This window comes from Clostridium sp. AM42-4, from assembly GCF_003480105.1.
GTDB lineage: Bacteria > Bacillota > Clostridia > Lachnospirales > Lachnospiraceae > Brotaphodocola.
This window is the reverse complement of the sequence record NZ_QUIK01000002.1, coordinates 100706-114612: the sequence shown is the minus strand read 5'-3', so window position 1 is coordinate 114612 and position 13907 is coordinate 100706. Positions and strand designations below refer to the sequence as shown.

General features: G+C 49.3%; 13 protein-coding genes. 7 read left to right on the top strand and 6 right to left on the bottom strand.

Translation table 11 applies throughout. The features are described 5' to 3' along the window. The first annotated feature begins 54 nt into the window (after positions 1-54). The 6 genes from DW922_RS01895 (at position 55) to DW922_RS01870 (ending at position 6532) form a co-directional block, all read left to right on the top strand. Positions 55-1251 carry a BMP family ABC transporter substrate-binding protein gene (locus DW922_RS01895; RefSeq protein WP_118725638.1) on the top strand — a complete coding sequence of 399 codons (1197 nt, stop codon included), beginning with the start codon at positions 55-57 and terminating at the stop codon, positions 1249-1251. Positions 1252-1348: 97 nt separating this feature from the next. Beyond that, positions 1349-2905 (top strand): ABC transporter ATP-binding protein, encoded by a 1557-nt coding sequence (locus DW922_RS01890; RefSeq protein WP_118725637.1) that lies wholly within the window; start codon positions 1349-1351, stop codon positions 2903-2905. Further along, positions 2895-3974: an ABC transporter permease gene (locus DW922_RS01885; RefSeq protein ID WP_118719535.1), complete on the top strand. Its 1080-nt coding sequence runs from the start codon at positions 2895-2897 to the stop codon at positions 3972-3974. Before DW922_RS01890 ends, DW922_RS01885 begins: the two co-directional genes overlap by 11 nt. Next, complete coding sequence (locus DW922_RS01880) at positions 3971-4906, top strand: ABC transporter permease (protein WP_118719533.1); 936 nt, start codon at positions 3971-3973, stop codon at positions 4904-4906. Before DW922_RS01885 ends, DW922_RS01880 begins: the two co-directional genes overlap by 4 nt. A 2-nt stretch (positions 4907-4908) precedes the next feature. Then, positions 4909-5694 carry a nucleoside phosphorylase gene (locus DW922_RS01875; protein WP_118725636.1) on the top strand — a complete coding sequence of 262 codons (786 nt, stop codon included), beginning with the start codon at positions 4909-4911 and terminating at the stop codon, positions 5692-5694. A 61-nt stretch (positions 5695-5755) separates the two neighbouring features. After that, entirely contained in the window at positions 5756-6532 is a 777-nt protein-coding gene (locus DW922_RS01870; protein ID WP_118719529.1) for a nucleoside phosphorylase, read from the top strand. Positions 6533-6565: 33 nt separating this feature from the next. Here the strand turns inward: DW922_RS01870 and DW922_RS01865 are convergent, their stop codons facing one another. Both DW922_RS01865 and DW922_RS01860 read right to left on the bottom strand, forming a co-directional pair. Then, positions 6566-7876, bottom strand: coding sequence for a GHKL domain-containing protein (locus DW922_RS01865; protein WP_118725635.1), 1311 nt, complete (start codon positions 7874-7876; stop codon positions 6566-6568). A 78-nt stretch (positions 7877-7954) separates the two neighbouring features. Further along, on the bottom strand, positions 7955-8662 hold the full coding sequence (locus DW922_RS01860) for a LytTR family DNA-binding domain-containing protein (protein ID WP_118725634.1): 708 nt from the start codon (positions 8660-8662) through the stop codon (positions 7955-7957). A 144-nt stretch (positions 8663-8806) separates the two neighbouring features. On the opposite strand from DW922_RS01860, the gene DW922_RS01855 reads away from it, so the two are divergent. Continuing rightward, positions 8807-10264: a sodium:solute symporter family protein gene (locus DW922_RS01855; protein WP_118725633.1), complete on the top strand. Its 1458-nt coding sequence runs from the start codon at positions 8807-8809 to the stop codon at positions 10262-10264. A 79-nt stretch (positions 10265-10343) separates the two neighbouring features. On the opposite strand, the gene DW922_RS01850 is transcribed toward DW922_RS01855, so the two are convergent. From DW922_RS01850 to DW922_RS01835, 4 genes are all read right to left on the bottom strand, one after another. Then, complete coding sequence (locus DW922_RS01850) at positions 10344-11618, bottom strand: dihydroorotase (protein WP_195714985.1); 1275 nt, start codon at positions 11616-11618, stop codon at positions 10344-10346. Between the two features lie 47 nt (positions 11619-11665). Beyond that, positions 11666-12112, bottom strand: a complete 447-nt coding sequence (locus DW922_RS01845; protein ID WP_118541675.1) for a threonine/serine exporter family protein — start codon at positions 12110-12112, stop codon at positions 11666-11668. Positions 12113-12229: 117 nt separating this feature from the next. Continuing rightward, positions 12230-13042 carry a threonine/serine exporter family protein gene (locus DW922_RS01840; protein ID WP_118725632.1) on the bottom strand — a complete coding sequence of 271 codons (813 nt, stop codon included), beginning with the start codon at positions 13040-13042 and terminating at the stop codon, positions 12230-12232. Next, a complete protein-coding gene (locus DW922_RS01835; protein WP_118725728.1) occupies positions 13039-13860 on the bottom strand; it encodes an MBL fold metallo-hydrolase in 822 nt (273 codons plus the stop codon). Before DW922_RS01835 ends, DW922_RS01840 begins: the two co-directional genes overlap by 4 nt. Positions 13861-13907: the final 47 nt, after the last annotated feature.

The window sequence follows — 13907 nt, the reverse complement described above, 5'->3', positions numbered from 1 at the left end:
ATACAGCTGCCCAAGGCAGTTTGTACATAATTTATTCTAATGAGGAGGATCATCATGAAAAAGAAAGTAGTAAGCGTAGCACTGGCAGCAGCAATGACAGCAGGCGTCCTGGCAGGATGCGGCGGTTCTTCCAGCAAGGAGACCACAGCAGCACCGGCAGCAGAGAAGACGGAAGAGAAGGCAGATGCAGCTGAGAGCACGGAAGCTAAGGCTGAGGAAAAGACCGAAGGCAGCGACAAACCGTTAAAGGTTGTATACCTGTGCAACGGAAGCCTTGGTGATAAGGGCTTTAACGATTCTGCTGAGAGCGGCATGCAGATGTTAAAAGACAAGCTGGGTGCTGAAGTCAAAACCGTAGAGATGGGCCGTGACGAGACAAGCTACGAAGGCAACTATCTGGATGTATCCGAGCAGGATTGGGATATGATCGTTTCCGGTACCTGGTCTGTAAAAGAGCTGGCACAGGATATTGCTGCACAGTTCCCAGATAAAAACTACCTGATCTTCGATGCTTCTGTTGACCGTGATGTTGTAAAAGACAACAACATGATGGGCTTAAATTACTACTCAAACCAGGCTGCTTACCTTTCCGGTGTACTCGCAGCAAAGATGTTAGAGTCCGGCGATGCAAAGATCGATGCCTCCCAGAAGGTTCTCGGCTTTGTTGGTTCCATGGATACCGCAAACATCAACGATTTCCTGGTAGGTTATCTGGAGGGTATCCAGTATGTTGATCCGGAGATCAAGGTTATGACTTCCTATGTTGGTTCCTTCGAGGATGTTTCCAAATGTATGGAGATGACCACCCAGCTTTACAACCAGGGTGCACAGATCGTATACGCACCGGCATCCCAGTCTATCCTTGGTGCAGCAACCGCAGCACAGAATGCAGACAAATATCTGATCGCATGTGACCAGGATCTGTACTCCGAGCTGGCTGAGTCTGATAAGGACCTTGCAGCAAATGTTCTTTCCTCCAGCTTAAAGAATGTTGGTGAGTCGATCTACACCGCAATCGAAGGATGGCAGAATGGCGAGATGAGCCTGGATCAGGATTACACCCTTGGTCTTGACAGCGGAGCAGTAGGTCTTGCAAAGAACGAAAACTACAAAGCAATCGTTCCGGAAGATATCCAGAAATTTATCGATGAGACCGAGCAGAAAGTCATCGATGGTGAAATTACCGTTGGTACTGCATTTGATATGAGCACAGATGAAGTTGCAGCACTGCGTGACAGCATGAAACCGTGATGTAAATGATATTTACAGCCGGAGGGCCGGCCCCTCCGGCTTTTTTCTATTAAAAAATAAAAACACAGGGAAACTGGTTGCAGGTGAGGTGTTGAGAATGGCGGAAGAAGCTTTAAGAATGTCCCATATTGTCAAAGTCTATTCCAATGGCGTTATGGCAAACAAAGATGTGACATTGTCAGTAAACCGTGGTGAGATCCATGCTCTTTCCGGTGAGAACGGAGCCGGAAAATCCACGCTTATGAAAATCCTGTTTGGCGAAGAGCAGCCCACATCAGGAGAAATTTATATCAATGGGAACAAAGTACATATGACATCCCCGCAGATGGCGATCAAGCTGGGCGTGGGCATGGTCCATCAGCACTTCATGCTGGTACCGTCCCTGACTGTAACAGAAAATATCATCATGGGAATGGAACCGGTAAAAGGAATCCGGGTTGACCTGGCGTATGCCAGAAAACAGGTAGAGGAGATGGGCAAAAAGTTTAACCTCTATGTGGATCCGGATAAAAAAGTAGAAGATCTGACGGTAGGACAGAAACAGCGTGTTGAGATCCTGAAGGCACTTTTCCGTGGTGCGAAGATCCTGATCCTGGATGAACCGACAGCCGTGCTGACACCTCAGGAAACGCAGGAACTGTTTGATGAACTGCTTCATCTGAAACAGAATGATTACACGATCATTTTTATTTCGCATAAGCTCCAGGAGGTTAAGCAGATCTGTGACCGCATTACCATCATCCGCCGCGGTGTGACCATGGGCGTGCATGAGGTTGCTTCCGTGACCGAGCAGGACATTTCCAGACTGATGGTAGGACGTGATGTCATCCTGAACACGGAAAAAGCTCCGTGCCATCCGGGAGAAACCCTGGTAAAGATCAAAGATCTGGTGATCCTTGGTGAAAATGGCAAACGGGCGGTGGACAGAATTTCTTTTTCGCTAAGGAAAGGGGAGATCCTTGGCATTGCCGGTGTGGAAGGAAACGGTCAGACAGAACTGGTAGAAGCACTGACCGGAATGGGCGGTTATGCATCCGGTACGATCGAAATTGCCGGGAAAAATATTAAGGGAAGTTCCGTTGCTGCGATCCGCGGCATGAAGGTAGCCCATATTCCGGAAGACCGCATGACGATGGGAATTGCCCCGAAGCTGTCGCTGACAGAAAATATGATCGCGGATAAGTTGAACTGGAAAACGTTTTTCCGGCACGGGATCATCAACCGGAAAGCAGTTCGAAACTACGGAGATGAAATGGTAGAGCAGTATCAGGTACTGTGCAAATCCCAGGATGTTTCGATTGACAGTCTGTCCGGCGGTAATATCCAGAAAGTGGTGCTGGCAAGAGAACTGTCCGGTGATCCGCAGGTGATCATCGCAGATCAGCCGACCCGTGGTGTCGATGTCGGTGCAACCGAGTTTATCCGTAAACGGCTGGTGGAATCCAGGGATGCTGGAAACGGCGTCATTCTGGTAACCTCCGATCTAAATGAGGTCCTGGGACTCTCAGACAGTCTGCTGGTATTTTATGAAGGTAAGATCGCCGCTTATATCAAGGACACTGCCAGCATAACCGAGGAAGAGCTTGGAACCTATATGCTTGGTATCCAGAAACAGACAGAGGAAGAAATCCGGGAGGCGTGCCATGAACAGTAATAAAAAAATCAATTTGCTGGTAGATGCGGTCAAGCTGGCGCTGATCATTTTCATTGCCTGTGCGCTGGTTTCCCTGATCGTTCTGATCGTCAGCGATGATCCGATGACGGCCATCACCAGTTTCTTTATCGGACCATTTACTTCACTGCGAAGGATCGGAAATATCATAGAGGCAGCAGCACCGCTGATGTTCACGGCGCTTGCGGTTATCATCATTTTTGGTTCCGGTCAGTTTTCCATGATCGCAGAAGGCTCCTTCTTTATCGGAACCTCCGGAGCCATGATCGTTGCGATTGCCTGTAAGCTTCCGGGCGGGCTTCATCCGGCTGTGGCAATTTTGTTTGCCGGTTTTTGCGGAGCGATTGTTTCCATGATCCCGGCACTGTTGAAAATGAAATGGAATGTCAGTGAGCTGGTAACCTCGATTATGTTAAACTATGTTGTGCAGTTTTTTGCCATTTACCTGGTCAGTTACCATTTCCGCGAAGTGAGCAGCTCCAGCCTGGCTTCCTTAAAATTTGAAGAAACTGCAGGACTTCCGGTGGTGATTGCCGGTACCAGAATCCATGCGGGAATTGTTCTTGGAATCATTCTGTGTGTACTGGTGTGGTTTTTCCTGTACCGCACCTCATTTGGTACAAAGCTGCGTATTACCGGTGAGAATCCGCTTTTTGCAAAGTATTCCGGATTAAAAGTTACCGGTCTTATGGTTGCGGCCCAGGTTATTGCAGGAGCCATTGCCGGAATGGGCGGCGGTGCTGAGATCCTTGGTATGTATAACCGGTTTAAATGGACGACTTCCCCTGGTTATGGCTGGACGGGTATCGTTGTTGCACTGCTTGCAAGAAGCAATCCGCTTCTGGTTCCGCTTGCAGCAGCGTTTATTGGTTATCTGAATGTAGGCGCAGATATCATGGCCCGCAGCAGTGATGTGGGACGTGAGGTCGTGGATATTATCCAGGGTGTTATGATGTTTCTGATCGCAGCCGATGCGCTGTTAAAGGGCTGGAGACAGAGCCTGATCGTGAAAGCAGCAAAAGAAGAGGAAAAGGAGGCGGCAAAGCAATGAAAGTTTTAAGTTATATTGTCAGCCCGGAATTTATTTATATGTGGATTCGTGTGGCGACTCCAATCATCTTTTCTTCGCTTGGCGGCGTGATCTGTTCCAGAGCCGGAGTGGTAAACCTGGGATTGGAAGGCATTATGCTGATTTCCGCACTCGCCGGAGTGCTGGGAAGTGCCTTTGGCGGCAGTCTTTTTTGGGGCATCGTGGCAGGTATGGCAGCTGCCCTGGCTGTGAGCGCGCTGTTTGCGTATTTCCACCTGATCTTAAAGGCGAATAACGTACTTTGCGGTACGGCGGTCAATACCATGGCTTCCGGCTTAACCGTATTTGTACTGCAGCTGGCTACCGGTGAAAAGGGAAATTCCTCTTCTTTAAAGAGCTTCTCTTTCCCGCAGATCAACATTCCCGTGATCAAAGATATTCCGGTGATCGGAAGCATTCTTTCCGGTCATAATGCGTTAACGTATTTTGCGCTGATCATGGTTGTCGTGATCTGGTTTTTCCTTTACAAAACCCCGATGGGACTGCGGATGCGTGCGGTGGGCGAGAACCCGAATGCAGCCTCCAGTGTCGGACAGAATGTGACAGCGATCCGTTTCCTGGCTATTTTACTCTGCGGAGTGCTGACCGGACTTGGCGGCATGTACCTCTCCATGGGTTATTTAAATATGTTTGTGCGTGATATGACTGCAGGACGCGGTTTCATTGCCCTGGCAGCATGTTCCATGGGACAGTCGACGCCGGCAGGCGCATTGCTCTCCTCCATGATCTTCGCATTCTTTGACGGCATGTCGAATATCCTTCAGGTACTGAAAATCCCGTCTGAGTTCATCCAGATGCTTCCGTACCTGGCAACGATTGCAGGTTTGACCATTTATTCTATTCAGAAAACGATGGCTGCTGAGAAAAAACTGAAAAATATAGAGGAGGCATGATTATGGCACTTGATAAGGAAAGTAAGACACTTGGGAAAAAACAGTATCATATTCATCTGAAACCAGGTGATATCGGAAAATATGTCCTGCTCCCGGGCGATCCGGCGCGTTCTGACCGCGTGGCAAAGTATCTTGACCATGCAGAACTGGTGGCAAACAACCGGGAACACCGGACGTTTACCGGATATTATAAGGGCGTAAAAATCTCTGTTACCTCGACCGGCATGGGCTGCCCTTCCACTGCGATCGCAGCGGAAGAGCTGATGAACATCGGAGCAGAATGCCTGATCCGGATCGGAAGCAGTGCAGCATTGCAGGAGGGGATTAAGATCGGCGATCTGATGATTTCCACCGGTTCCATGAAGAATGAGGGAACCAGCCGGTTTTATGTGCCGGACTGTTTCCCGGCGGTACCGGATTTTGATCTGACCCGTACCATCATTGACACGGCAAGGGAGATGCAGCCGGAATTAACGGGCAGGGTTTACTATGGAATTAACGCATCCGACGATGCATTTTATGGAGAGACCCAGGAATGGATCGAGAAACTTTCTTCTTATGGATGCCTGAATGTAGAGATGGAGAGCTCTGCGCTTTACACGGTATGCACCCGCCGGAAGAAACGCGCTGCCATGATCAGTGCGGTATCCGGCAATCTGATCACGGGGGAAGTGATCTATGAAACCGCAAACGAAGGACTGGCAAACGGCTGGGACGAGGAGATCAAGGTGGTTCTGGAGGCCATTTACCGCTTTGAAAAAGAGCAGGGAGAGGAAAAAGAAGCTTAATCCGGCTTCGTGAAATGACAGACTGCGGATTGAAAACAGCAGAAAGTGTGGAGGGTGTAATATGGCAGAAGCAAAAACTATGCATTTGGGGGTAACATCGGATCAGGTTGGAAAATATGTGTTCCTGCCCGGCAGTGTGGAGCGGGCAACCCTGATCGCAAACCATTTTGACAATCCGGTGAAGATTGCCCATCATCGGGAATATCTGACGTATACCGGGACTCTGGAAGGAGTTCCGGTTACGGTAACCAGTACCGGCATCGGCGGACCATCTGCCGGAATCGCGATCGAGGAGCTTTATTCCTGCGGAGCCCATACGATGATGCGGATCGGTTCTGCGGCTTCCACATCCCCGAAGGTGAAACTCGGAGATGTCGTGATCCCAAACGGTGCAGTGCGCATGGAAGGAACGGGCAATCATTATCTGCCGTTTGAATTTCCGGCAGTGCCGGATTATGAAATGTTAAAAGCACTGGAAGAAGCGGCAAAGAAGCTTGGCTATCCGTACAACATCGGCGTGACCATCACAAAAGATTCCTATTATACCGAAGCAGAGCCGGAAACGAAGCCGGTTTACCATGAACTGAAAGAAAAGTGGGATTCTTACTTAAAAGGCGGCGCCACGAATACCAGCATGGAATGCTCCATCCTGTTTTTGATCGGGGCATCCTTAGGCATCCGTACTTCCAGCGTCATGATCAGCGCTACCAATTTTGGAGAGTACTCCAATGACGCCGATGATTATCCAAGCGGCTGGGAAGAGCGCGCCATTGAGGTAGGGATTGAGGCGATGAAGATCATGATCCGGAAAGACAGACAGGCCGCTGCTTCTGTATAGCTTCCGTATAGAAAGTTTCCCTGAGGGAGCGTTCTATCGGTGAACCGAAGGGTCTATGCCGATCCGGACCATGGACGTGAAAGTATCATCATTAAAGTAAACATCAAATTCGTCTTCGGGGCGGTTCAGGATGCGCTGGATACTCAGCATCCCGAGCCCCCCATCTTTTTTACTGGAAAGGATTTTTCCGTTTTTCTCCTGAATTTTTCCGTTATATGCGTTTTCTACCAGCATCAGCAGATGATCTCCTTCCATGCGTGCCTGGATGCGGATGAAAGGATTTTCTGTCATTTTTTTCGAAGCCTCCATGGCGTTTTCCAGCAGATTCCCGATGACGATACACAGAGTCAGGTCATCAATCGGAATATGGGCGGACAGATCCAGCCGCGCGGTGAACGCAATTCCGGCTTTGTCTGCCCGGCCTGCGTATTCCTGGATTAGGCCGTTTACTGCCTGGTTTTCGCAGAAAATCTGCTGCTCGGCATTTTCCAGTTCTTTTTGGAGATTTTTCAAGTATTTTACCTGCTGTTCCTTGTCCATGTAGAGCAGGGCATGGATATGATGCCGGAAGTCATGCCGGATGATCCGCACCTGTTCGATGTATTCAAGGGTCTGGTTATAATGTTCGCGCTGTTTGTTGATCATCTGGCGGGCAAAGGTAAGTTCTTCCTCTGTCTGTTTGCGCTTTACGATCTGTGCGGTACTGTTTAACGTGAGCACATAGAGTAAGAGCAGGCTGACGCAGAGAATCAGGAAGAACAGAAGCAGGCTCTGGCTTTGACCGGATGGAATGCCATGCGGGAAGAGCGCACGCTCACCGGTGAACTGGATCAGCAAAAACAAAGCCGGGTAACCAGCTAAGAGCAGGGAAAATCTTGGAGAAAGACTTCGGAATATTTCCCTGGCCCGTTTTTTCATCCAGAAGAATACAAAGGTACCGCAGAGCGTGGCATTGACCAGCGAAATGATGGTACAAAGCTGTTCCATAGACAAAGGAATCAGGCTTTTGAAATACCAGGCAGAAAAACGGTTTAAAAAGGAAGACAGATCTGCGAGCATCCAGGCAGACAGATAGAAAAACAGTTTTTCCACTGCAGCGCCCTGAAAAAAGACCAGTAAAACCAGGAAAAACAGACACGAAAAAAATCCCTGGAAGAGCCAGAACGTCCGATCCGGAATGTGAAACAGAGACTGGGTGAAAATCATGATAGCCCACAGGTAGACAGAGCAGGCTGCAATGGTCTCCCGGTTTTTGTCTTTCGGTTCCAGGCAGAGAAAAATCGGCATCATGCGTACGGAAAGATTGATCAGATCCTGGAAAACATGGCAGGCTGTGTCATTCATAAGCAAAAATCTCCTTTGTTTCTGTGAGATGCAAGTGTATTGCTGTGCACATCGTGCGAACCGGGAATGCGGCTTGCACTAGCGCAGGCGGTAATGATAGTAAGCATTTTTGGCTTCTTTATAGAAAGCACGGGAAATCGGGATGGAAGTGCCGTCTTCCATCTGAAAGCAGGAGTCTTCCAAAGTGCGGACATGCGTCAGACTGACAATGTAGCTTTGATGGCATCGCAGAAATACCGGCTGCCCCGAAAGCTCCTCTAAAATTGTGGAGAGCTTCTGGCTTACGGCGATAACGCTGCCATCGGTCAGGGTGGCGTAGACCTTGTGGAGCCTGTTCTCAAAGCAGGAGATCCGGTCCAGGGAAAGCTGCACAGGAACCCGGTTCACGATAACCGAAAGGTATGCTGCAGGCGGTGTCAGTTTTTGTGCGGATACCCGGTCCATGGTTTCTTGAAAGTCCTCCCAGTGTACCGGTTTTAACAGGAAACCAGATGCGCAGACACGGTAGCTGTCCACCGCAGATTCCAGGGAGGATGTAATGAAAATGATAACTGGATCGGAATAAAGCTTCAGGAGGTCGGCGGCGCCCTGAATCCCGCTTTTTCCCGGCATCAGGACATCTAAAAAATAAAGATCGTAAGCAATGCCGGAATCCAGAACAGACTGCATGGAATCGTAAACGGAAAAGCGGACCGGACAGTTTTTTTCTTCAAAATAACGCCGGGCCAATGCGCATACCAGTTCCCGTTCTTCCGGTGTATCATCACATATGGCAATGTTCAGCATGGTATTATCCTCCAGGTTACAGATTTGGTTGTGTTTTTTCATATTTGGCAGTTTTGCACACACAAAACCTGTGCTAAACTTAAAACATAAACAATTTATACAACTTTTTCGCGAAGTTGTCAAACACGATAGGAGGGTATGTGTATGGGTACAAACATTATAGTTACAGCAATCGTTGTCGTGTATCTGCTGTTCATGCTGTGGATTGGCTGGTATTCTTCCACGAAGATTACCAATAACACGGATTTTATGGTAGCGGGCAGACGTTTGGGACCGATATTAATGGCCGGTACACTGGCAGCAACTGAGATTGGCGGAGGAAGTTCCCTGGGCGTTGTTCAGAATGGTATGTCAGGTTATGGTTTAAGTGCAGCCTGGTATATCATCACCATGGGTATTGCATTTGTCATCTTAAGTTTTGTGGCACCGAAGTTCCGTGCGGCTACAGTTAAGACTGTTCCGGAATATTTCCGCAGACGTTACGGCAAAGAGTGTGGTCTGATCACTGCGATCATCATGCTGCTTCCGCTGATTGGTGTAACGGCTGGTCAGTTCATTGCATCGGCAGTTGTTCTTTCCACCATGTTAAACATTGATTATCAGGTGGCTGTTATTATTGTGGCAGTGGTTGTTACCGTTTACTCGATCATGGGCGGTCTGTGGAGCGTTACCCTGACCGACTTCGTACAGGTATTCTTAATTGTCATTGGTATGATCATCGCGGTTCCGTTTGCCATGAACTATGCAGGCGGCTGGGGCAATGTTGCAGCAAATGTTCCGGAAGGAACCATGAACCTGTTCCAGGGCTACAGCCCGTTTGGTGTGATTTCTCTTGTTATTATGTATGTGGCTACTTTCTCTGTAGGACAGGAAGCAGTATCCCGTTTCTATGCAGCAAAGGATGAGAAAGCAGCAAAGGGCGGTGCATGGCTGGCAGCTCTGGTAAACTTTATTTATGCGTTTATCCCGACGGTTCTGGGTATCATCACCCTGGCTCTGATCAACATGGGCAAGTTCAGCTCCGACCAGTTCGCATCCGTAGGCGCACGTTATGCACTTCCGGTTCTGGCTATGAATACCATGCCGGCTCTGATCTGCGGACTGTTGTTTGCAGGCATCATTTCTGCAACCATGTCCAGTTCTGACTCTGACCTTCTGGGTGCAGGATCCATTTTCGCAAATGATATCTACAAAGCTGTATTAAAACCGGATGCATCCAGTGAGTCCGTTATGAAAGTCACCAAGATTGTTATGTGCCTGGTAGGTGTTTGCTCCATGTTCATTGCGCTGTTTAACACCCAGAGCATCGTAACCATCCTGATGTTCTGCTTTACCTTAAGAGCAGCAGGCTCCTTCTTCCCGTATGTCATGGGACATTACTGGAAGAAAGCGTCCACTGCAGGAACCATTGCTTCCCTGATCGCAGGAACCATCGTAGTGGTTTACTTAGAGCATGTTTCCAAAGGGGTACTGTTCGGAATCAAATTCAGCCAGTCCATTATCCCGGGTCTGGTTGCAGCATTCATTGCATTTATCGTATTCTCCAAGCTGATGCCGCCGAAGGTAGAGACTACCGAGCTGGCACCGGTGGAAGATGATTAGCAGTATAACAATATAAGTATATGACAAGGGCCGTGTGAGCTGCCGAAAGGCAACTCACACGGCCCTATTTCTTAGTGTTCTAATCCTTATAAGCAATCTTTCCACCGCAGATGGTGTATTTCACCTTGCCGTAAAGCTCTTCTCCGATGAACGGAGAGTTTGCAGCCTTGGATTTAAACTCTTTTACCGTCCATTTTTCTTCCGGGTCAAAGACGACCAGATCTGCATCTGCACCGGCGCTTAAATGCCCTTTGTTCTTTTCAAGATGATAAAGGATAGCCGGGTTTAAGCTCATTTTTTCCATGAGCTGCGGCAGAGTCAGGACATTTTCACGGACCAGGTTGGTGACACCCAGTGCCAGAGCGGTTTCCAGGCCGATAATGCCGCTCGGTGCTTCGGTCAGCGGTTTTGCTTTTTCTTCTGCGCTGTGTGGTGCATGGTCGGTGGCGATGATGTCGATCACGCCTTCTTTTAATCCGCGCAGGATTTCTTCTTTATCTTCCAGAGTGCGCAGCGGCGGGTTCATCTTTGCCAAAGTGCCGTGCTTTAAGACAGCGGATTCATCGAGACTGAAATGGTGCGGAGTCACCTCTGCCATGACATGGGCACCAAGCTGTTTGGCCAGTTCGACCATGCGGACAGAATGCCCGGAGCTGATATGCTGGATGTCGATGAGGGCACCGGTGTGCAGGGCCAGCATGCAGTCGCGTGCAACCAGAACATCTTCTGCAACAGCCGGAGAGCCGCCAATGCCGAAATGCTCGGAAACGGCGCCGCGGTTGATGCCGTTGTTCGTGATGAGGGCCGGATCTTCTTCATGAAAGCTTAACGGCACGTTTAAGCGGACAGATTCTTCCATTGCTTTTTTTACCAAAGCAGTATCTTTTAACGGGATGCCGTCATCGGTAAATCCGGCTGCACCATGAGCTTTTAACGCTTCCATGTCTGTGAGCACTTCACCTTTCATGCCGATGGTGATATTGGCAGCGCTTAAGACATTGATCGGAGTTTTTTTGCCTTCGGCGAGGACATATTCCAGTGTTTCCACGTTATCAACCGGCGGCTTGGTGTTGGCCATGCAGACTACCGTGGTAAAACCGCCAGCCGCAGCAGCGGCTGCGCCGGTATGAATATCTTCCTTATAAGTGAGACCTGGATCGCGGAAGTGTACGTGTACATCGATGAGGCCCGGAGCAACGACAAGACCGGAAGCGTCGATGGTTTCTGCATCCGGGTATTTTTCGGTTAAGTGTGTTCCAAGTTCCAAAATTTTTCCGTTGTCGGTCACCAGGTCCATAACCTGGTCAAGTCCGGATTTCGGGTCGATAACCCGTCCGTTGTGAAGTAACAGCATAATAAGTCCTCCTACTAATTTTTATCGCATGGCATATCAGGGCGGCGTCAGCGGCGCCGTTTATGATTTCCAATCTGAAATGCAGCCTGCGGGATTTCAAAGACAAATACAATTCCAAGGACAATGGCAACAGCCATTTTTAAAGCATCAAAACCGGTCTGTACCGCCAGATAAAGCTGGTCGGTCACGGTATAATAAGCCGCGCGGTAAATTCCGGCGCCCGGAACCAGTGGGATGATGCCGGAAATCAGAAAAATTGTGACCGGACACCGTTCCCGTACTGCAAACCAGCGTGACATGAGAATGACGATCACTGTAGCGGCGAAGGTTGCAATGGTGACGGAACTGTAAGGAACAAGCACAAGATATGCCAGCCAGCTGATTCCGCCGATCAAAGCACAGCTGGGATAATAGCGCGCCGGGACGCCAAACAGCAGGGAAAAACCGACTGTGGCGATCGCAGCCGAAATGGTCTGTATCAGTAGATGAAGCATGGGAAACCTCCATAAAGTATCTAAGTCGGGAAAACGATCTAGAAAGTCATGAGAAAATCTGGAGCGTTTCGAAATGATCAGGGCAGTTCAGAAGCAGTCCGGAAATCTTCGAAGTGATCAGGGCAGCAGTGGTGCACCTGCCAGAATCCCGTACAATGCAATGACAAAACCAACTCCGATCGCGATGCAGAAAAAGCCCAGCATGGCATCCATCATCCGGACGGACCCGGCAATGTAGTCACTGTCGGCCATATCGCGGATGGCGTTGGTAAAGGCAACTCCCGGTACCATAAGGATAATGCCGCCAATGATCATGGCATCAAAATTCTGCCCCGGACCGAACCGGTAGCAGAGAATGCACAAAAAGGTGATCCAGGCACTGCCGAGGATGCTGCGCACGATCCGCCCAAAGTGCGGATTTCCCAAATACAAAGTATAAGCCTGGTAAAGGCTCCCGATGACAATGGAACAAAGAAAATCCCATGGAGTTCCGCCAAACATGACGCTGAAGCAGGCACCGGAGACTCCGGCAACTGCAATCTGCAGGGCCGCAGGAAAACCGGGCTGTTCCTCTATGCGCTTCAGTTCCCGGCGGACCGTTTCCAGATCAAGTCCATCATCTTCAATGCGGCGGGAAAGCTGGTTGACTTCTGCTACCCGGCGCAGATTGGTATTGTTTACCGGAATCTGCAGGACTTTGGCAAACTGTGGTTCGTCCTCATCACCGCAGCTTAGGAAAATACCATTGCTCAGGACAAAGGTATTAACAGAGTGCAGGCCATAAGCGCGGCAGATATGCATGATCGTATCTTCCACCCGGAAAATTTCAGCTCCGTTTTCCAGCTGGATCTGTCCTGCTTTCATGGCGAGCAGCAGGATTTCCTGTGCGGGATCGGCTCCTGCCTCGGAACTGGTATTCCAAGTCATCATGAAAGAACTCCTGTTTCATCATGGGACGGAGCCTCCGGATACCAGAAGCTTTCTCCTTCTTTGGAAAGGTTCACAATGCGGTCCCGGTAATCGGCACTGCATTCCATACCCTTCAGTCTGTCAATCACACTGAAGTCTTCCCAGAAATGCATCGGAAGTACCATATCCGCTCCGACTGTGCGCATAAAATCATCGAGCCCCAGGTAAAACAGATTTTCCTGCCGGCCATCCAGCGGAACCATGGCGACATCCGGGTGGAACCCGGCTGCCTTGATCTTTTCCAGTTCCCGCTGGTAATTGGTACTCATGTTGTTGTTCCAGGCCAGTGGTTCGCCATTCCAGCGCCAGTTGTTTAAGTCACCGGCGTGGTAAATGGTGAAGTGTTTCTGGTTTGTCAAAGCGATTTTTTGTTTCAGTCCAGAATCCGTGCTCGAATCGGCGCCGGAAGAAAAAATCCCGGTTTCCACAACAAAAGCAACCCCTTCATCGGTAGACTTAAATGCAGTAACGCGGATACCGCCGCCTTCTTTAAACTCCCGGACCTTTCCGGGATCCACAAACCAGGTCAGACCATGCAGATGCTCCGGAACCTTGTTCTGCCAGATGTCATCGGAAAGGATGAAGTGGATTTTGGGATGAGAAACTGCCAGATTGAAAATCTTTGGATTAAAATGATCTTCGTGGCGGTGGCTGACAAATACGAACAGGTCTTTCTCTGGAGCTAAGGGTGGCAGGGTACCTTTCCAGAAATCGAAAAGCAGCAGTGCCTGATCGCTTTCCAGAAGATAACCGCTGTGTTTTATGTATGTAATCTTCATCGCAGATTCCTCACTTTCTGAGTAACTTTTCAAGGGAAATGTAACTT

What these genes read in the sequence shown, in the direction of transcription:
- DW922_RS01875 (WP_118725636.1), top strand. Translation starts at nt 4,909, where the DNA reads ATGGCACTTGATAAGGAAAGTAAGACACTTGGGAAAAAACAGTATCAT.
- DW922_RS01850 (WP_195714985.1), bottom strand. Translation starts at nt 11,618, where the DNA reads ATGCTGTTACTTCACAACGGACGGGTTATCGACCCGAAATCCGGACTT.
- DW922_RS01880 (WP_118719533.1), top strand. Translation starts at nt 3,971, where the DNA reads ATGAAAGTTTTAAGTTATATTGTCAGCCCGGAATTTATTTATATGTGG.
- DW922_RS01840 (WP_118725632.1), bottom strand. Translation starts at nt 13,042, where the DNA reads ATGATGACTTGGAATACCAGTTCCGAGGCAGGAGCCGATCCCGCACAG.
- DW922_RS01835 (WP_118725728.1), bottom strand. Translation starts at nt 13,860, where the DNA reads ATGAAGATTACATACATAAAACACAGCGGTTATCTTCTGGAAAGCGAT.
- DW922_RS01885 (WP_118719535.1), top strand. Translation starts at nt 2,895, where the DNA reads ATGAACAGTAATAAAAAAATCAATTTGCTGGTAGATGCGGTCAAGCTG.
- DW922_RS01865 (WP_118725635.1), bottom strand. Translation starts at nt 7,876, where the DNA reads ATGAATGACACAGCCTGCCATGTTTTCCAGGATCTGATCAATCTTTCC.
- DW922_RS01890 (WP_118725637.1), top strand. Translation starts at nt 1,349, where the DNA reads ATGGCGGAAGAAGCTTTAAGAATGTCCCATATTGTCAAAGTCTATTCC.
- DW922_RS01895 (WP_118725638.1), top strand. Translation starts at nt 55, where the DNA reads ATGAAAAAGAAAGTAGTAAGCGTAGCACTGGCAGCAGCAATGACAGCA.
- DW922_RS01870 (WP_118719529.1), top strand. Translation starts at nt 5,756, where the DNA reads ATGGCAGAAGCAAAAACTATGCATTTGGGGGTAACATCGGATCAGGTT.
- DW922_RS01845 (WP_118541675.1), bottom strand. Translation starts at nt 12,112, where the DNA reads ATGCTTCATCTACTGATACAGACCATTTCGGCTGCGATCGCCACAGTC.
- DW922_RS01860 (WP_118725634.1), bottom strand. Translation starts at nt 8,662, where the DNA reads ATGCTGAACATTGCCATATGTGATGATACACCGGAAGAACGGGAACTG.
- DW922_RS01855 (WP_118725633.1), top strand. Translation starts at nt 8,807, where the DNA reads ATGGGTACAAACATTATAGTTACAGCAATCGTTGTCGTGTATCTGCTG.